Source organism: Loktanella fryxellensis (genome assembly GCF_900110065.1).
GTDB lineage: Bacteria > Pseudomonadota > Alphaproteobacteria > Rhodobacterales > Rhodobacteraceae > Loktanella > Loktanella fryxellensis.
On the sequence record NZ_FOCI01000035.1, the window covers coordinates 1 to 18592 of the forward strand.

At 64.9% G+C, this 18592-nt stretch carries 14 protein-coding genes and 2 pseudogenes; 6 read left to right on the forward strand and 10 right to left on the reverse strand.

Annotated features, from left to right (window positions below; genetic code table 11):
* The coding region (locus BMX16_RS15865; RefSeq protein ID WP_143058072.1) for an integrase core domain-containing protein at positions 1-292 on the forward strand (292 nt) is incomplete at its 5' end.
* Between the two features lie 245 nt (positions 293-537).
* Here BMX16_RS15865 and BMX16_RS15870 read toward each other — a convergent pair.
* The 10 genes and pseudogenes from BMX16_RS15870 to BMX16_RS15920 form a co-directional block, all read right to left on the reverse strand.
* A complete protein-coding gene (locus BMX16_RS15870) occupies positions 538-1218 on the reverse strand; it encodes a response regulator (RefSeq protein ID WP_089905585.1) in 681 nt (226 codons plus the stop codon).
* Positions 1215-1475 carry an ATP-binding protein gene (locus BMX16_RS17695; RefSeq protein ID WP_245731640.1) on the reverse strand — a complete coding sequence of 87 codons (261 nt, stop codon included), beginning with the start codon at positions 1473-1475 and terminating at the stop codon, positions 1215-1217. Before BMX16_RS17695 ends, BMX16_RS15870 begins: the two co-directional genes overlap by 4 nt.
* Positions 1387-2802, reverse strand: coding sequence for a histidine kinase dimerization/phospho-acceptor domain-containing protein (locus BMX16_RS15880; RefSeq protein WP_245731643.1), 1416 nt, complete (start codon positions 2800-2802; stop codon positions 1387-1389). The genes BMX16_RS17695 and BMX16_RS15880 overlap by 89 nt, the downstream gene beginning before the upstream one ends.
* Before the next feature lie 112 nt (positions 2803-2914).
* The gene (locus tag BMX16_RS15885; protein ID WP_089905589.1) at positions 2915-3496 is read right to left on the reverse strand and encodes a potassium-transporting ATPase subunit C; all 582 of its coding nucleotides are present in this window, start codon (positions 3494-3496) and stop codon (positions 2915-2917) included.
* Positions 3493-5174 (reverse strand): annotated as a pseudogene (gene kdpA / locus BMX16_RS18375) (potassium-transporting ATPase subunit KdpA). Before kdpA ends, BMX16_RS15885 begins: the two are co-directional and overlap by 4 nt.
* Before the next feature lie 97 nt (positions 5175-5271).
* Positions 5272-6876, reverse strand: a pseudogene (locus tag BMX16_RS15895) (HAD-IC family P-type ATPase).
* A gap of 46 nt (positions 6877-6922) precedes the next feature.
* Positions 6923-7012, reverse strand: a complete 90-nt coding sequence (locus BMX16_RS15900; protein ID WP_089905591.1) for a potassium-transporting ATPase subunit F — start codon at positions 7010-7012, stop codon at positions 6923-6925.
* Between the two features lie 1178 nt (positions 7013-8190).
* Entirely contained in the window at positions 8191-8853 is a 663-nt protein-coding gene (locus BMX16_RS15910) for a class I SAM-dependent methyltransferase (protein ID WP_089905593.1), read from the reverse strand.
* Between the two features lie 5 nt (positions 8854-8858).
* Positions 8859-10082, reverse strand: a complete 1224-nt coding sequence (locus tag BMX16_RS15915) for a BtaA family protein (RefSeq protein ID WP_089905601.1) — start codon at positions 10080-10082, stop codon at positions 8859-8861.
* Between the two features lie 5 nt (positions 10083-10087).
* A complete protein-coding gene (locus BMX16_RS15920; RefSeq protein ID WP_089905595.1) occupies positions 10088-10906 on the reverse strand; it encodes a UDP-2,3-diacylglucosamine diphosphatase in 819 nt (272 codons plus the stop codon).
* Between the two features lie 245 nt (positions 10907-11151).
* Between BMX16_RS15920 and BMX16_RS15925 the strand changes: the two genes are divergently transcribed.
* From BMX16_RS15925 to BMX16_RS15945, 5 genes are all read left to right on the forward strand, one after another.
* Positions 11152-11904: a glutathione S-transferase family protein gene (locus tag BMX16_RS15925; protein ID WP_245731650.1), complete on the forward strand. Its 753-nt coding sequence runs from the start codon at positions 11152-11154 to the stop codon at positions 11902-11904.
* A 465-nt stretch (positions 11905-12369) separates the two neighbouring features.
* Complete coding sequence (locus BMX16_RS15930) at positions 12370-13104, forward strand: TetR/AcrR family transcriptional regulator (protein WP_089905597.1); 735 nt, start codon at positions 12370-12372, stop codon at positions 13102-13104.
* Between the two features lie 103 nt (positions 13105-13207).
* Positions 13208-14506: an efflux RND transporter periplasmic adaptor subunit gene (locus BMX16_RS15935; RefSeq protein ID WP_245731653.1), complete on the forward strand. Its 1299-nt coding sequence runs from the start codon at positions 13208-13210 to the stop codon at positions 14504-14506.
* Positions 14503-17646 (forward strand): efflux RND transporter permease subunit, encoded by a 3144-nt coding sequence (locus BMX16_RS15940; RefSeq protein ID WP_089905599.1) that lies wholly within the window; start codon positions 14503-14505, stop codon positions 17644-17646. Before BMX16_RS15935 ends, BMX16_RS15940 begins: the two co-directional genes overlap by 4 nt.
* 672 nt (positions 17647-18318) lie before the next feature.
* The coding region (locus tag BMX16_RS15945; RefSeq protein ID WP_177174707.1) for a transposase at positions 18319-18592 on the forward strand (274 nt) is incomplete at its 3' end.

Consider the following 18592-nt stretch of genomic DNA (forward strand, 5'->3'; position numbering starts at 1 on the left):
GACGCTGAAGTATCAACCGGAATTTCCTAAGCGGTTTGAAACGATCGACGAGGCACACGCCTTCTGCCGCCGGTTCTTTACTTGGTACAACGAAGAGCATCATCACGCCGGTATCGGGTTAATGACCCCCGATCAGATCCACTTCGGACAGGCCAAGGCTATCTATGCTACACGCCAGGAAACCCTCGATACTGCATTCCTCAACACGCCCGAGCGCTTCGTCCGCAAACCACCCAAACCGCCTCACATCCCAACGGCTGTCTGGATCAACCCACCAAAGCAAACGGAGTAAAACCAAGCTTAAAGTTCAATCGCCACTGTCTCAAAGTCGTTGACACGTTCCGTGCAGAGCAAAGTCTGCAAGTGATCCACTTGTGGCCGACGAAGTCAGCTCACCATTCAAATGGCAACAATCGCACTGTTCATTTCCTCGACCGATATCGTGAGACAACCGACAGCTTGCAAAGGCTGCGGACGAACACAACGTAGCTCGACCCTAGCGACGTTTCATATTTCAAGCATCTTTGGCATCTGAGATTATCCCTCGACCACGTAGTAGCCGACGCCGGGTTCGTTGCGGATAAGGGTGGATGCGGCAGGATCGCCCTCCAACTTTTTACGCAGTGCCCGGACAGCGACGCGCAGGTTTTCGACGTGATCCACATGGGCGGGTCCCCAGACCTCGCGCAGCAGATGCGTGTGGGTCAAAACCTTGCCCTGATGCCGCACGGGGGCGACGCGAAGGTCGAATTTGGCGGGTGTCAGCCGTACTTCGACTCCCTGCCGGTGGACCGTACGCGCGTCCAGGTCGATGCGGAGCGTCCCCACGGTCAGACGGCGCACGATGCCCTGCCGCAGATCAGCCCGGCGCAGGCATGACCGGGTCCGGGCCAGCAACTCCTCGCTGTCGAACGGTTTGGTGACATCGTCGTCGGCCCCCAGATCCGGCGCTGCAATCTTCTCGGCCGAAGCCTTGCGCGCGGTCAGCACCATGATCGGCACGCCCTGCGCGCGGAACGCGCCGTTCAGTTCCAGCCCGTCGCGGTCCGGCAGGCCGAGGTCGAGCAACACGAGGTCTGGCGCGGCGCGATCCAGTGCGGCCATCGCTGCACTGGCGCTGTCCGCCTCCTTGGCGGCAAACCCGCCGCGCAGGGTGGCGGCGCGCCGCAGTCGACAGAACCCCATGTCATCGTCGACAATCAGGATGTGCCCGGTCATGCGATAACCGCCAGCGTCAGATGCATCGTCGCCGCGTGCGGCATGCGGATCGAAAACCGCGACCCGCCGCCGGGACGGCGCCCGGCGTTGACCGTGAATCCCATTGCGTCGGCAAATCCCTTGACGATGGCCAGTCCCAGGCCCGACCCGCCGGTGCGGTCGGAGGTTTCACCCCCGCGCAAAGCGGTCGAAGATGCGCTGTTCGCTGCCCTGCGGACTGCCCGGACCGCCGTCCAGCACGTCGACCACCGGACCACGACGCCCCATGCGCGCAAGGTTTTCGATGGGTGCATCGTAGGGCGAATACTTGGCCGCATTGTCCACGAGGTTCAGCAGCGCAAGGTTCAGCAGCACGGCGTAGGCACGCACCAGCGGCAGGTTCGGATCGATGCTGGTCCGCAGGATGCGACCGGCTAATGTGCGGTGCAGACCGCCAGTCGCGGCGGCGATCACGTCGGTCAGATCGGTGGGGACCAGATCGGGGGTAACCGCCACTTCCTCGATCCGGGTCAGGTTGGGCAGGTCGGAAAGGAACCGGTTCAGGCGGCGCGCCTCGGTCCGCACCGTCTCGACCAGATCGGCGTCTTCACCCTTGGCCGACAGCGCTTCGGCTGTCGAGGTGCTAGCGGTCAGTGGCGTGCGCAGGTCGTGGCTGAGGGACGCCAGCAGGGCAGCCCGCGGAACCCCACGACCGCCAATGTGACCAGCGATGTCGTGAGCGGGCGGAACTGCCAGTCGCTGGATGTCCAGCGTGCCGGTGCCCAGCCCCGCATCCTCGCCGTGCGCCATCGCCCATTCAGCCGCCGCCTGATCGATGGGCGATAGCTGGGGTCGCGTCTGGCCATGGGCCGTGATCGCGACCGTGTCGCCCGCCCGGTGCAGCACGATGGTCTGGACCGCCAGCAGGTAGCGCAGTTCGTCGCGGAGCATCTGGGCTGTATCTGCCGCCTTGCTGACGGCGACGAGGATGCGCCGGTCACCCGCAGTGCCGGTATCGCGACCGGTGATCCGCGCGTCCACGTATTGCGCCGCGTGGCGCAGGGCCAGTTCCCGCAGCGCCCGAAGGTTGCCCTTGGAAAAGAAGTGATCCAGCGCATAGCGCGCCTGTTCGGGGACATAGATCTTGCCTTCGCCCAGACGGGAAATCAGGTCTTCGGGCGGCAGGTCGATCAGTTCGATCTGGGCATTCTCGAACACCGCATCCGGCACGGTTTCCCGCACCCGGACATGGGTAAAGCTGCCCACCACGTCATTCAGGCTTTCGACGTGCTGGATGTTCACCGTGGTCATCACGTCGATGCCCGCGGCCAGCAGTTCGTCGATGTCCTGCCAGCGCTTGGGATGGCGGCTGCCGGGGGTGTTGGTGTGGGCCAGTTCGTCCACCAGCACCAGTGCGGGTCGCCGCTGCAGGATCGCGTCCAGATCCATCTCGGTCAGGGTCTGGCCACGATAGGTCGTGCTGCGCCGCGCGATCAGCGGCAGGGGCGCGACCAAGGCCACAGTCTCGGCCTGGCCGTGGGTCTCGACGATGCTGATGACCGCGTCCACGCCGGATCGCAGTTTCGCCGCGGCCTCCTGCCGCATCTCGTAGGTCTTGCCGACGCCGGGGGCGGCACCCAGAAAGATCTTCAGCGTGCATGCCCCTCGCGCTCCGCTTCGCGCAGCAGGGCATCGGGTAAAGGGCGCGGGTCATCGGTCATCGCACAAATCCAGTCTGCGACCGCAGCCGGTGCCGTTTCGCGTCGAGAGTGAGGTTCAGGACCAGCACGTTGACGATCCGGTCCGGCGTCAGCATGCCACCCGGCCGCAGCGCCAGCCGGTCGATGATCGCTGCGACCGCGGCGGGGTCCACGCCGCGAGCGTCGGCCACCCGCAAGGCCTGAAATATCGCGCCACCTGGCGCGATGTTCGGATCGAGGCCGCCACCGGACGCCGTGACGAGGTCCGCCGGGACCGCCGCCGCGCCGCCACGATGCGCCGCGATCAGATCCGCCGCCCGGTCCGCCAGCGCGGGGTTGGCGGGCGACAGGTTCGACCCACGCGCACCGCCCGCACCGTAGTCTACCGCCGACGGGCCCAGCCACACATACTGCGGCGCGCTGAACCCCTGCGCGATCAGGTGGCTGCAGATCACCTTGCCGTCCGCCACGATCAGCGACCCGTTGGCGGTGTCCGGCTTGACCGCCTGCGCAAAGCCAAGGATCGCGCCCGTGTAGCCCACCACGCAGATGCCGAAGGTGGCTGCGGCGACGCGCAGGCGCGAAAGCACCGGATTCATTGCAGTTCTCCTGTCAGGGCCTTGCGCGGCAGCAAGGTGTGTTCGGTGATCGGCCCCAGCGCCGCCGCCGGAAGGAAGGTCAGCGCGCCGAAGATCACGACCGTAATCGCCAGCATGATGCCGAAGGTCGCATCCTCGACGCCCAGCGTGCCGGCACTTTCTGCCGCGCGGCGTTTGCCCATCGGGCTGCCGACGATGGCCACCGGCGGGATGATCGGCACGAACCGGCCCAGCAGCATGACGATGCCGGTGGCGATGTTCCACGCCGCGGTGCCGTCGCCCAGCCCCTCGAACCCCGACCCGTTGTTGGCGGCAGCCGAGGAGAACTCGTAGAGGATCTCCGAGAACCCATGTGTGCCCGCCTCCTACACGGTGCCCTGCCCCGTTGCCGCGAACAGCGCAATGCCGCCAAGGATCAGCACCGCAGGCGCAAACAGCGGCAGGACGGCGAGGCGCACCCCCTTGGCCTCGATCCGGTGGCCGAGATATTCGGGCGTCCGCCCCACCATCATGCCCGCGACGAAGACCGCGATCACGATGTAGAGGAACATGTTCACCATGCCGACACCGTCGCCGCCGAAGGTCGCATTCAGCCACATGCCCGCCATCCGCACCAACCCGGTCAGCGGGTTGAGGCTGTCGTGCATGGCCCCCACCGACCCGTTGAGGTGGCGGTCGTCGGCACCGCCCACAGCGGACCGCCCGTGACTCCGAAACGCAGTTCCTTGCCTTCGAGGTTGCCCACTTCGGTCGCGACGGCCAGGTCGGCAAAGGCCACGGTGTGTGCGGATTCCAGCGCCACCGCGGCGGTGATCTTGACCAGCAGGAACACGGCCATGACGGCGAAGCCGAGGGACGCATGCTTCTTGCGGTCCAGGATGCGGTCGAACATCCACACGCAGGCCATCGGGATCAGGATGATCGCGACCATCGACAACCCGTCGGTCCAGAAGGTCTGGTTTTCCAGCGGAAGGGTCGAGTTCGGGCCGAAGACCCCCCCGCCGTTGGTGCCCAACTGCTCGATCGCGACGAAGTCCGCGACGGGCCAGCGCGCGATGGCCTGCACCGCCCCCTCCAGCGTGGTCGCCGTGGCCGACCCCTGCAGCGTCATGGGCACGCCGCGCAGCACCAGAAGCACGGCGGACAGCGCCGCCAGCGACAGCAGGATAAGGACCGCCGCGCACTGCACGTCGATCAGGAAATTGCCCATGTCCGCCCACCACGCCAGACCGCCCGTCAGTGCCGCCAGCACGGCGATCCCAATGGCCGCCGACACGAACTGCAACCACATCAACCCGCCCAGCTGGCTCAGGTAGCTCATCGACGCCTCGCCGGAATAGTGCTGCAGGTTGGTGTTGGTGGTGAAGGACGCTGCGGTGTTAGAGACCAGCGTCGGATCATGCGGCCCCATGCCGTCCGGGTTCAGCGGCAGGTATTGTTGCAATGCCAGAGTGGCAAAGGTCACGGTGAACATTACGATGTTGAAAGTCAGCAGGGTGACGAGGTAGGCGCGCCAGCTCTGCCGCTCTGACGTGCCGCCGACCCGCGCGAAGAATGCTGTGGCGCGTGTCCTCTGGCCCGGTATCGGGTCCATCGCCCGCGTCATCCAGGCGCCCAGCGGCCACGACAGCAGGGCTGTGCCGCCCACGATCAGGGCTGCGATCAAAAGGTGGTCCATCGGTTCAATCCTGAATCAGCAGTGTGACGACGGCGATCAGCGCGGCAAGGATCGCGATCCCGAGGGTGTCGGCGAGAAAGATCATCCGAATGGCCCCTTATGCGAGGCCGAGGGACGACACGGCCATGTCGATCAGGTTGATGCCGACAAAGGGCGCGATCAGCCCGCCAGCGCCATAGATGCCGAGGTTGCTGATCAGCTGCCGCGACGCGGCTTGCGGGCGGTAAGTCACGCCGCGCAGGGCCAGCGGCACCAGCAGCGGGATAATGACGGCGTTGAAGAAGATCGCCGGCAGGATCGCGAAACACTTGGCCACGTCGTTCGAGATCGAGAAGATGGTCAGCGCACCGGGCGTCATCAGCAGTTGCTTGCCGATGCCTACGATCTCGATCAGCTAGGCCGGGTTGCTGTCCAGATCGACCATGTTGCCCGCCTCGCGGGCGGCCTGCGTTCCTGTGTTGATAGCCACGCCCACATGGGCCGGCGCCAATGGCGGCGCGTCGTTGGTGCCGTCGCCGCACATGGCGACCAGCTTGCCGCCCGCCTGTTCGGCGCGGATCGACGCCAGCTTCTCCTCTGGCGTGGCTACGGCCAGAGAGTCATCCACGCCGGATTCCGCCGCAATGGCCGCCGCGGTCAGGGGGGTGTCGCCGGTGATCATCACGGTGCGGATGCCCATGCGGCGCAGTTCGGCAAAGCGTTCCTTGATGCCCGCCTTGACGATATCCTTGAGTGCGATTGCCCCCAGCAGGCGGTCGCCGTCGGCCACGGCTAGCGGCGTGCCACTGGCGCGGGCGACCTTCTCGGTCAGCGCGCGGATCTGGCGCACGGCATCCGCATCGAAATCCCGCAACTTCAGGATCGCCTCGACCGCGCCCTTGCGGATCTGCCGGTCTCCTATGTCGATGCCACTGACCCGGGTCTGCGCGGTGAAGGCGACCATCGCGGCCGTGGCCGGAGCAGCAGCCCCGATCCCGGCCAGCACGACGATGGACCGCCCTTCGGGTGTCTCGTCGCCCAGCGACGCCAGCCGCGCCGTATCCGTCAGATCACCTTCGATCACGCCGGTCAGCGTCAGCCCTGGTCAGCAGCACCGTCAGTGCCACCTCGTTCGGGGTCTTGGCCCGGCGCGCCCCTTCCATCAGGCTGATCATCCGGTCGATGAACCCCTCGCCCGGTTCCACCGTGACGCGGACCTTGATCCAGTCCGAGATGACGCGCGTGACCGCCGTCTCGGCAGAGCGGTCGCCACCAAACTCGCGATCACCGGCGCAGGTTCGCCCGTGATCGCCGCCTCGTTGACGAACGCCACGCCGTCCACGACCTCGCCGTCCGCAGGGATCTGGTCGCCGGTTTCCACCAGCACGGTGTCGCCCGCCCGCAACTCCCTGGCGGGGACGACCTTGACCGCGTCGCCCTTCAGGCGCTTGTCGGTCAGTTCCGCCTTGGTCGAGCGCAGGGACGCCGCCTGCGCCTTGCCACAGCCTTCGGCCAGCGCCTCGGCAAAGTTGCCGAACAGCACGGTCAGCCAGTGCCAGAAGACGATCTGCCCCTCGAACGCCGCGTCGCCGCCAAGGGCGATGGACCGCACCAGCAGGACCGTTGCCAGCAGGGCCACCGTGGCCGTAGTGAACATGACCGGGTTGCGAACCAGCTAGCGCGGATCGATTTTGACGAAACAGGCGCGCACCGCAGGCCCCATCGGGGCCGCGGCAAAGATCGACGATGATGCTGTTTGCCATGATGCGTCAGAACCGGTTGGGGCGTGCGAGCACGACCAGCAGATAGACGAACAACCCGGCGGCCGTGATGCCGCCGAGCACGAGGTCGAAGCCCATGTTTCACTCCTATGGATGGCGTTTCATGGGCCGATGTGTGCGCCCGGACGGCGCAAAGACGCCATGCGAGGTTCGCGGGTACGGAAATAGGAAAGCGTAAAGACGGAAGGGATGTCAGCAGAGGGCATGTCCCGGGGTCATGGTCATGCTGATGTCGAACCGCAAGGATCAGGACGGTCAGAGACGGTCTTGACGTGGCTGAGCGATGCGGTTCACGGCAATTCGGCCAAGGTCAGAAATCGCGTGATTGCGCCGATGCTCAGGATGGCGCCCGTCGGCGCGATTGTGAAAGGTCGATGGCTTCTGACAGCGACTGTGCGTCTTTGATGTGGACGCCGAAGTAACGCACCTGCTGTCTATCTTGGTGTATCCCAGCAGCGGTTGCACCGCGTAGAGGTTACCCGTCTTCGTGTCGATCTGCGCCACCTTCATTCGCCGCATCGAATGCGCGCCACAGGCGCTCGGCCTCATGCTCAAGGACATGCCCTCCTCGCCCGATCCGCGCATGCTGCCGCGTCGAAAGATGCAGGCTGCCGTGGATACGGCTGCGCCACCGGAACTTGCGGCCAACCATCTCGGGTTCACTGATCCGACAGTCAAACGAAATTCATGTAATGTCAGTGAATTCGCGACGGACAGGTTTTGCTGTCTTGCTCTGGATCATCGAGGCGAGTTTCATACGCGCCGGGCCGCGACGACATCTCTCACGCGCAGGGCGATGAGATCACAACCAAGCAGCTTGCTGTCAACGGCCATGTCAAACGATGCGAGATCATGGACGTTGCCCGCCATGCCGAGCTTGACCCGGATGGATCAGACGTGACGTGGCAGAGGTGGACGCTTCTCCCTAACGATGCGGCCCTCGTTCCAAACGACGCAGGCAGGACGGTCAACAGTGCGAAGTTCTGCAGACATAGTGAGACCTCCTGTCCACTCAGCCCGCCCCTCTTCGATCATGCCAATGCGAATATGACATCGTATCCAATGCATAGAGTCGTGGCATCGGCGGGAAACGGACGTTTGCGGCAGTCCACCCTCAGGCCAGCGCAGGTCGATCATCGCCGTTCGCACAGGGCCCTTGGCGGTCGACGTCCGACAGTGGTTCACGTGTGCAAAACCAGAAGCAGTCACCCGATCAGCAGCATTCGTTGTGCGCCGATCAGTCGGCCTATTCCAACTCAGGAATGGGCAGCACCACGGTCCTCGGGCGACCGCAGGACGGCGTAGACTGCATAGTCCCGGTACAGGCGCCGAAACTGCAGGCTGAGGCCATGCTCATTGGCCAGCGCCCTCATCCGAGGTTCCAGATGGGTGCGTGGCGTGACGTGGAACCGGGCAAGCCAGCCGCGCAGCAGGGTCCGGAACCAGTCCGGCAGGGCGGACTGATCGCCGAAATCGACGACATGCAACTCGCCGCCCGGACGCAGATGTGCCGCCGCGACCCGCAGGGCACCGGCCCAGTCGGGGATCATCGACAGGCTGTAGGACAGCACGATCCTGTCGAAGCCATAGACGCCGAACAGGGTCCTGCCGTCGAAGTCGCAGGCATCGGCCTGTTTCAGCACCGCCTGCGTACCGATCCGCGCCGTGGCCGTGCGCAGCATCTCGCGCGAGATGTCGAGGCCGTAAAGCCGTGCACCGGGATAGGCTTTTGCGATCAAAGCGAGATTGCGGCCGGTGCCGCAGGCGACCTCCAGCACGTGGCCGCCCGGCGGTACGGCAAGGTCCGCCACCATGGTGTCGCGGCCCAACAGATAATAGCGTCGAGTGACGTCGTAGATCAGCCGCTGCAGGCGGTAGTTGGCATCCATCAGCTCTGCATGGGTGCGAATCTCGCGCATCGGCGTCATCTTTCCAGACGGTAGAGGTGAAAGCCGCCGTAGATCGCCGCGCGGTCTTCGGCAAAGCCGGTCGCAGATGCCGCAGCGTCACGCTGCCAACGGCCCAGCACCGCCGGTGCCACCCGCCCGGGCAGGATGTCGTCGGCACCGCCCGTGCGAAAGATGACACGCGCCCCGGGCCGCGCCGTGCGCGTGATCTGATCCCAGAGCGCGTTCAACTGCCCATCGTCCATCCAGTCCTGCGCATCCAGCAACACGAAGGCATCGAGGGAGGCAGCGTCGCGGTCCTGCAGGACATCGGTCATGGCGCGGTTCAGCACCGTGACGCGGGCGGCACCCGTTGCGATGGCATCGAAGTGCTGCGGTTGCAGGTAGGGCGGAAGCGACGCCGTCGCATCCGGCGCATAGCGGCGGCCAAAGGCCTGCCATGCAAAGTAGTTCTCTGCGATCGGAAAATCGCAGCTCAGCTTGCGCACGCGTTCCTTCAGCACCGGCAGGACGTCGCCACCACCGTCGCGGGCCAGCTTGTCGTACTGCGCAGGTGGAATGCCCAGCCCGAACAGCGACACCCGGCGCTGCGCCATCCAGCGTACCGGTGCCGAATCCAGCAGCGGCGCAATGCGGGTGTCGAAAAAGCGCCTTTGCGCGTCCATGTCCGGTGCCGCCAGCAATGGGGCATAATTCAACCCACCCACGCGCGAGGCGAAGTGCAAGAGGCTCAGAAAGCGCCCCAGCACCCCGAACCGGTAGAAACCGCGTGCAAACATGGAGATCCGCCGCCGGCCTATCACCCGTGCGTCCCAGAAGGCGCGGGTCCGGGGATCCAGCCTGCCGGCCAGCACGCGGTCGTAGATGTCGACATTCGCCGCGCGGTCCGCATGGCCGAAGAACGCAAGGAACTGACCCTGTGTCAGATGCTGCGCGGCGGCGATCTTGAGCCGTCCCAGCGCCACATGCGCCGGAGATAGGTCGACGGCGGTGATCGTCCCCGGCCGCAGGGTGAGATAGGACATCACGTTGCACCCGCCCGAGGCGATGCAGAACATGTCGGCACCGGGTGCAAGGTGCAACGCGGACATGTCGGCGACCGGATCCTCCCAGATCTGCGGATAGACCAGTCCGGTGAACAGACGGGCAAACAGGCGTTCCAGCACGCCGGTAAGATCGCGCGTGCGGGCCCGGTGGACGGATGCACCCATCTGGTCGGCAACGTCGGGTGTGCGGGTCATCTTGATCACGCCTTTTCCTTCTGTTGGGCTGGGTCTTCGGCACTGTGCCGCCGGCGCACCGGGCGCCACGGGACGACGGATTTGCGCGCACGCATCTCTGCCGACCAGTCGATCAGGTGCAGATCGCCGTTCATGTCCTCGACGACGGCGGTGCAGCTTTCGACCCAGTCGCCGGTGTTGATGTAATCGAGGCCGTCGATCTTGCGGATGGATGCAGCATGGATGTGTCCGCATACGATGCCGTCATAGCCGTGGCGGCGCGCCTCTGCGGCCAGGATCCGTTCGTATTCCACGATATAGTTGACGGCCTGTTTGACCTGCTGCTTGGCCCAGTTCGACAGGGACCAGTACTGTCCGCCCCACAACCGCTTGACCCGGTTCAGCCAGGTATTGAGCCACAGCGCGAAGCCGTAGGCCCGGTCGCCGAGGTGCGCCAGCCACTTGGCGTTCACGACGATCGAATCGAACTGATCGCCGTGGGTGACAAGCAGCCGTTTGCCATTCGCCGTCACGTGGGTGGCGGTCCTGACCACCTCGACGCCGCCAAAATGGGTGCCGAGGTAGTTGCGCAGCACCTCGTCGTGGTTGCCAGGGATGTAGATGATCCGCGCCCCGTCGTGGGCGCGGGTCAGCAGGGTCTGCAAGACGTCGTTGTGGGACTGCGGCCAGAACCAGCCGCGCTGCAACCGCCACGCATCGACGATATCGCCCACCAGATAGATCGTGTCGGCAGGATGCTTTTCCAGAAAGGACAGCAGCATCTCGGCCTGACATCCCGGTGTCCCAAGATGCACGTCAGACAGAAAGAGCGTCTTGATCCGCATGAATTCGCCGGCATGTTGTGGTCACATGGCGCGAATGTACGAAATCCATGAATCCGAAAAATGACAGTTTCCCACGTCGCGGATATCGATTGCGCGATTTCCGCCCCATGCGGGCAAGGCGGTCTCGTGGCGTTCGATGACGCGGTCTGGTTTCATCGCGCATGACCCGCCGGTGATGCTCCGCTCCACGGCACCAACAGGTTCGTGAGTGTGCACCCTGTCCGCCTTGCGCTAGGACGATGGCGATGGCCGCCGTGTCGCGGCACGTCGAGCCGGTCGCAACGATGTCGCTGCAGTTGGAGAAACCAATGCTGAAGTTCTATTTCCACCCCTCGCCGAACCCTGCCAAAGTCGCGCTTCTGCTGGAAGAGCTTGGCGCCGAATACGAGGTCGTGCCCGTGGACACGCGCAAGGGTGAACAGTTCAGCCCAGCGTTTCTGGCCATCAATCCGAACGCCAAGACGCCGGCGTTGACCGATGGCGACGCGACGCTTTTCGACAGCACGGCGATCCTGCTTTACCTGACACAGAAGCACGACAGATTCCTGCCGCCCGCAACGCCGAAGGTGCAGGCCCAATTCCTGTCGTGGATGATGTTCGTGGCCAGCGGCATCGGCCCCTACTCCGGTCAGGCCGTGCATTTCAAGCACTTCGCGCCGGAACCGAAGGAGTATGCCGTCAACCGCTATGACTACGAGGCAGAGCGTCACTGGGGCCTGATCGACAAACGCCTGTCCGAGGGGCAGTACATGATGGGCGACACCTACACGGTGCTCGACATGGCGGTCTGGGGCTGGGCCCGCGCCGTGCCCTTCATCTTCGGCGCGGACGCATGGACCAGCCTGCCCAACGTCAAGCGTCTGCTGGACGAGATCAACGCCCGCCCCGCCGCGCAGGCCGCAGAGGCGCTCGCGTCCAGACACACCTTCAAGAAGGATATGGATGACGAGGCAAGGGCCGCGATGTTCCCGCAGAACAAGCGTCTGACACAGGCCTGAAAAGCTGCGGGGTCCGGTGTACGTCGCACCGGACCCCGCTGTTTTGTCTTTCGCAGGCGACCGGGTCAGATCCATGCCGCCGTTCGCCGCCCGTCGTACAAATCATCGCAACGTGCCGCCCGACGCAGACGATGCCGGTCAGGTCCGCAACCTGCAGCGGGTTTTACACCGACCGGACCCTGCTGTCGGAAACCAGCATACGCTCTGCCAGTGCGCTTCACCTAGACCTGCCGAGCCGACGGGAACGCGCACCGTTCCACGAAATGGCACCGCCCGTCGTCCATCGGCGAAGTCGAACGGATGCTGCATGCACCCGCCGCAGCCGCCCAAACGAATTGCCGGTCGCACTGGCCCGGGTGAGCGGATCCGGCAACGTCCGAGCGTCCCACATTCGCGACGGGGCACCTTGAACCGGTTATCCGGAATGCTACATACCGACCGTCGGTCTTTACAGAGCATGCGAACATGAGTGGTGAAACGAAAGATGTCGACGCGCCGCGCAGACAACGCAAGCTGCCTGAAACCCGGCGGGCCGAGATCCTCGACGCGGCGCAGAGCCTGTTTTTCGACCGGGGCTGGGATGCCGTCACCATCGCCGATGTGCTGACAGAGGCCGATATCTCCAAGGGCGGTTTCTACCATCACTTCACCGCGAAGGAGGATCTGCTTGACGGGATCCTCGACCGCTTCACCACCGAGGCGCTGGCCGGCGCAGAGGCGGCGCGCGCGGCCACCAAAGGGAACGCCCTCGTGCGGTTCAATGCCTTTCTGGCTGAAACCAGTCGCTGGCGCGCATCGGCGGGGCCGCAGATCCGGTTCCTTGCCGACCTGATGCTGCGGCCCGACACCGACGGGTTGTTCCACCGCATCACCGACGCGATGAACGCGGCCGCCCTGCCCGTGATGCGCGATCTGATCCGGCAAGGCGTACAGGAAGGGCTGTTCGATGTGCCCGACCTCGAACTGGTGGCCGAAACGATCATGGCCATGACACCCAGCCGCCGTGCGGCGCTGGTCGCGGCACTGACCTTGGCCCGCGCAGGCCAGATCGAAGGTGCCGCCCGCCACATCGACGACCGCATGGCCGCCGAAGCCGCGTTGATGGATCGGCTGCTGGGGTTGCCGCCCGGCAGCATCGTGCTTTGCGACCCGGCAGAGCATCGTCAGATCCTGACCGCCATCTGCGCACGGCCGACATGACGCCACCGACCATTGCACCACCCCGCCCGACGACGATACCGAATTTCCGACAGACGGCCGCGGACTCCTCCCACCCGATGGCCGACCCGCACAGGATGATACCATGACCCGGACACCGCCCGCGCAGACCCCGACCAGCGCGTCCATGCCACAGGACCGTCAGCCCCTGCGCTTTGACAACGACAAGGGCTCTGGCCGGTCGAAATGGGTGGCCGGTGCCATCGCTGTCGGGATCATCGGCTGGATGGGCAGCGGCTTTGTCATGCCGGCCGAAGAACAGGCACTCGTGACCGACGACGCACCCGTCGCACCCCGCGCCGTGACCGTCGCCGTTCGCCGGTCGGTCGCCGAAGAGGTCGAACAGGTCTTCGTCGCAGAGGGGCAGGCCGTGCCCGACCGTGACACCATGATCCGCGCCGAGGCGACGGGTCAGATCGCCGAGGTCCTGGTCTCCAAGGGCGACGATCTGGCCGCCGGTCAGGTGATTGCCCGGTTCGACACCGCCACGCGCACCGCCGATCTGCGCGGTGCCGAGGAAGAGCTGGCCCGCGCCCAGCGCGAATTCGACAACGCCAGCGCGCTGGTGGACCGTGGCATCGCCACCGCCGACCGCGTCAGTCAGGCGCAGGCGACCTTGGCCGTGGCCCGCGCCAGCGTCACCGCCGCCGAACAGGCCATCGGCGACACCGAGATCCGCGCCCCCTTTGCCGGGCGGCTGGAGGCGCTGGACATCAACGAAGGCGAATACGTCGCCACCGGGTCAGAGACGGCGCGCATCGTCGACAACACCCCGTTGACCATCGGCATCCAGATCCCGCAGCAGTCGCTCGCCGATATCCGCGTCGGCCAGACCGCTGACGTGCGCTTCATCACCGGTGTCACGGTCGAAGGGGTCGTCCGCTACGTCGGCACCAGCGCCAGTGCCGATACCCGCACCTTTGCCGCCGAGATCGAGGTGCCGAACGACGACGGCGCCATCCCGGCCGGCATCAGTGCACAACTGCGCATCCCGACCGGCACCGTGTCGGCGCATTTCGTGTCGCCAGCGATCCTGTCGCTGGATACGGACGGCACGCTGGGGATCAAGACGGTCGAGGCCGAGAATGTCGTCGCTTTTCATCCCGTCACCATCGTGCAGGCCCAGACCGACGGCATCTGGATCGCCGGTGTTCCGGACGAGGCGCAGATCATCAGCATCGGTCAGGGCTTCGTGAACGACGGCGAAACCGTCGATCCGCAACCCGAAGGCGGCGCCACCGATCCCGCGGGCGACGATGCGACCGCCGCAGACGAGCCGCTGCCCGACACGCAGGCCGCGATTCCCGCGCCGGCGACCGCGCCGATCATCGACACCGACAGCGCCGATCCGGCACCGTCCGCCATCGCGGACGCCGACCAATGAACGCCCTGATCGACGCCGCCTTCAGCCGCAGCCGTGTCGTCATCCTGTTGCTGGCCATGATCCTGGGCGTGGGGGCCTATGCCTATTCGTCGATTCCCAAGGAAAGCAATCCGGAAGTCCCGATCCCGATCTTCTACATCGTCACGAGCCTCGACGGCATCTCGCCCGAAGACAGCGAGCGGTTGCTTGTCGATCCGCTGGAAGCAGAACTGGCGTCACTGACCGGCCTCAAGACGATGACCGGCAAGGGTGGCGAAGGCTATGCCAGCGTCCAGCTGGAATTCGAGGCCGGTTTCGACGCGGAAGAGGCGCTGAGCAAGGTCAAGGAAGCGGTGGACCGCGCGGCCCCCGATTTGCCGGACGACGCAAGCGTGCCGTCGGTGAACGAGATCAACACGGCCCTGTTCCCGATCCTGACCGTCATCCTGTCGGGCCCCGTGCCGGAACGCACACTGAACAGCCTGTCGGAGGATCTGTCGGACCGCATCGAGGCGCTGTCCGGCGTGCTCGAGGTGGATGTGGGCGGGGCGCGCACCGAGATGCTGGAGGTGCTGATCGACCCGACGGTACTGGAAACCTATAGCATCAGCTTTGAAGAGATCATCAACACGATCAACCGCAACAACAGCCTGATCGCCGCCGGCGCCATCGAGAACGGCGCGGGCCGCATCGTGCTGAAGGTGCCCGGCCTGATCGAGGACATCGAAGACATCATGGCCCTGCCGGTCATCGTGCGCGGCGACACCGTCGTCACGTTCTCCGACGTCGCCACGATCCGCCGCACCTACGAGGACCCGACCGGCTTTGCCCGGATCGACGGCCAGCCCGCACTGGCGCTGGAGGTCAAGAAGCGGTCGGGATCGAACATCATCGAAACCGTGGCCGAAGTGCGCGACGTGATCACCGCCGCGCAGGCGGACTGGCCCGACAGCGTGACCATCGCCTACATCCAGGACGAAAGCGAACAGGTTGTCTCGATGCTGAGCGATCTGGAGTCCAACGTGATCGCCGCCGTGATCCTCGTGATGATCGTGATCGTCTGGTCGCTGGGGATCCGGTCGTCGATACTGGTGGGGCTGTCCATTCCCGGTGCGTTCCTCGCGGGTGTCGCGATGCTGTGGGCCATGGACTACACCATGAACATCATCGTTCTGTTCGCGCTGATCCTGGTCGTCGGCATGCTGGTAGACGGTGCGATCGTCACCACCGAACTGGCGGACCGCCGGCTGCAGGAAGGCGATCCACCACGCGTTGCCTATGCCACGGCGGCCAAACGCATGGCCTGGCCCGTGATCGCATCGACGGCGACGACGCTGTGCGTGTTCTTTCCCCTCCTGTTCTGGAGCGGGATCGTCGGCGAGTTCATGAAGTTCCTGCCGATCACGGTGATCCTGACGCTGACCGCGTCGATGTTCATGGCGCTGGTCTTCATCCCTGTGGTGGGTGGCATCATCGGCAAGAAGCCACCCCAGTCTGCCCGCGACAAGGCCGCGCTGCATGCCGCCGAAAAAGGCGACCCGCGCGATCTGAAGGGGTTCGCAGGCGGCTACGTCAAGCTGCTGCAGTTCGCGATCCTGCGCCCGTGGGCGACGGTTCTGATGTCGGTGGCCTTTCTGGTCGGCAGCTTTGGCGCCTACGGCCAGTTCGGCAACGGGATCAACTTTTTCCCGGCGGTCGAACCCGACTTCGCGCAGGTGCAGGTGCGCGCGCAGGACAACTTCTCGATCTACGAAAAGGATGCGCTGGTGCGCGAGGTCGAGGAACGTCTGTTCGCCTATGACGAGATCAGGTCCGTCTATGCCCGGTCCGGTGGCGACGAGCAGTCGGCGGCCGATCTGATCGGAACGATCCAGATCGAGTTCACCGAATGGGACACCCGGCGGACCGCCGTGCAGATCGGGGCCGATATCCGCGCGGAAATGGCCGAGATCCCCGGCATCGACGTGCAGGTGGAAACCGCGTCGGATGGTCCGTCCGGTGGCAAGCCTGTCAATCTGCAGGTGCAGGCCGACGATCCCACGGCGCAACTGGCCGCCGTCGCGGCGATCCGCGGCGCCATGGACGAGATCGGCGGGTTCACCGACGTGACCGACACCCTGCCGCTGCCCGGTGTCGAATGGACCATCACCGTCAACCGGTCAGAGGCGGCACGTTTCGGCGCCGACATCGCCAACCTCGGGCAGGCGGTGCAGCTGCTGACCCGTGGCATCACCGTGGCCGACTATCGGCCCGACGATGCGGACGGCTCCGTGGACATCAACGTGCGGTTCCCTGCCGGTGACCGCACGCTGGAAAACCTGCAGACGTTGCGGATCCAGACCAATGCGGGACTGGTGCCGATCGCCAACTTCGTCACCTTCGAACCTGCCCCCCGCAGCGGTACCATCACGCGGATCGATCAGAGCCGCGTCGTCACGATCGAATCCAACGTGGCCGAAGGTGTGCTCGTCAACGATCAGGTCGTGGCCCTGCAAGCCGCCATCGCGGATATGGACCTGCCCGATGGCGTCGAAGCCACCTTCGGCGGCGAAGCCGAGGATCAGGCGGATTCGATGATCTTCCTCGCCGGGGCCTTCATCAGCGCCATCATGCTGATGTTCCTGATCCTGCTGGTGCAGTTCAACAATTTCTATCAGGCCTTCGTGGTGATGAGCGCGATCATCTTTTCGATCACCGGGGTCCTGCTGGGACTGATCGTGACGGGCCGACCCTTTGGCATCGTGATGGGCGGCATCGGGGTGATCGCGCTGGCGGGTATCGTGGTGAACAACAACATCGTGCTGATCGACACCTACAACGACCTGAAAAGGGACGGGCAATCACCGCTCGAAGCCGCGCTGCGGACCGGGGCGCAGCGTCTGCGCCCCGTGGTGCTGACCTCGGTCACGACGGCACTGGGCCTGTTGCCGATGGTGATCGGCCTGAACCTGAACTTCTTCACGCGAGAGATCGTCTATGGCGCCCCCTCGACCCAGTGGTGGACAGAGTTGTCGGCGGCCATCGCAGGCGGTCTGGTGGTGGCGACGATCCTGACGCTGATCGTGACGCCCGCGATGCTGATGCTGGGCGAACGCAAGGCGACACGCGCCCAGCCCACGCCGCGCGCCGATACCGAACCACGCCTCGCCAGACCGGTGTGAGGCCATGACGCCTGAGGTGCCGTGACAAAGGGGGTTCCACCTCGCGCGTCCGGTGTCCTGCAGCGTCAGCGGGTGCCCGTCGATCACGGCGCCAGTTGGAGGTCGCGGACGCGACAGGCGTAACGCTCGGCGTGGCGCGCTTGGTCTTTGCCAACTCCGTCTTGCGCACAAACTCAGTTTCGTTGGTACACGGTCGAGGACTTCTGCGACGGCGCAGATGTGACGCCACTCGTCAGGTCGAGAAGGCCGTGCAAGACTAAACACGGACCTTCCTGCAAGTCGCGGAGGATCCCGTGCAGTCGGCAGATGGATTGTTCTCGTGTCATGACACAGCCGAACTGAAGCAGGCGAACCGGACCGGGCCTTTCCGGTGCCTTTTAAGACCGCATGCCACCCGCCGGCCTTGGCGTAGCGACCATGGGAGATCGACGTCTGGCTGTCGGCAACGCTCGGCGACAACAGGTAACGAACTTGATCTGTGACTCTTCCTTCAAATGCTGGAAAGGGATCTTGGCACAAGAGTGAGGGATCAGGTACCTAGCAATTTGTGCCAGACTGAGATCGTCTGCTCCTTTTCCATGGGAATATGACCTCCCTTATCCGTCTTCCGGGCTCTGTTGCACAAATCCGAGAGGGATTCATGTTGTGAATCCAGTGTGGTAGCTGGCCCGCATGAGCAAACCGACATCACTTACCTACAAGACGACGAACTGGGCTGATTACAACGCGGCGCTGAAGCGCCGCGGATCACTGACGATCTGGTTCGATCCCGAGATGAACTGGGATGCCGAACCTTCCGGCAAGAGGGGCAGGTCGCGGACCTTCAGTGACGCCGCCATCCAGACGTGTCTGACCATGAAAGTGCTTTTCGGGATGGCGCTTCGGCAGACGACGGGCTTCGTCGAGAGCCTGCTGCGGCTCACGGGGCTGGACTGGGTCGTGCCTG

Bases quoted from the DNA above. Each gene is read 5' to 3' on its own strand.
- BMX16_RS15870 (WP_089905585.1), bottom strand. From the start codon at position 1,218: ATGACCGGGCACATCCTGATTGTCGACGATGACATGGGGTTCTGTCGA.
- BMX16_RS15880 (WP_245731643.1), bottom strand. From the start codon at position 2,802: ATGCGGCAGGAGGCCGCGGCGAAACTGCGATCCGGCGTGGACGCGGTC.
- BMX16_RS15885 (WP_089905589.1), bottom strand. From the start codon at position 3,496: ATGAATCCGGTGCTTTCGCGCCTGCGCGTCGCCGCAGCCACCTTCGGC.
- BMX16_RS15900 (WP_089905591.1), bottom strand. From the start codon at position 7,012: ATGGGCTTCGACCTCGTGCTCGGCGGCATCACGGCCGCCGGGTTGTTC.
- BMX16_RS15910 (WP_089905593.1), bottom strand. From the start codon at position 8,853: ATGCGCGAGATTCGCACCCATGCAGAGCTGATGGATGCCAACTACCGC.
- BMX16_RS15915 (WP_089905601.1), bottom strand. From the start codon at position 10,082: ATGACCCGCACACCCGACGTTGCCGACCAGATGGGTGCATCCGTCCAC.
- BMX16_RS15920 (WP_089905595.1), bottom strand. From the start codon at position 10,906: ATGCGGATCAAGACGCTCTTTCTGTCTGACGTGCATCTTGGGACACCG.
- BMX16_RS15925 (WP_245731650.1), top strand. From the start codon at position 11,152: ATGGCCGCCGTGTCGCGGCACGTCGAGCCGGTCGCAACGATGTCGCTG.
- BMX16_RS15930 (WP_089905597.1), top strand. From the start codon at position 12,370: ATGAGTGGTGAAACGAAAGATGTCGACGCGCCGCGCAGACAACGCAAG.
- BMX16_RS15935 (WP_245731653.1), top strand. From the start codon at position 13,208: ATGACCCGGACACCGCCCGCGCAGACCCCGACCAGCGCGTCCATGCCA.
- BMX16_RS15940 (WP_089905599.1), top strand. From the start codon at position 14,503: ATGAACGCCCTGATCGACGCCGCCTTCAGCCGCAGCCGTGTCGTCATC.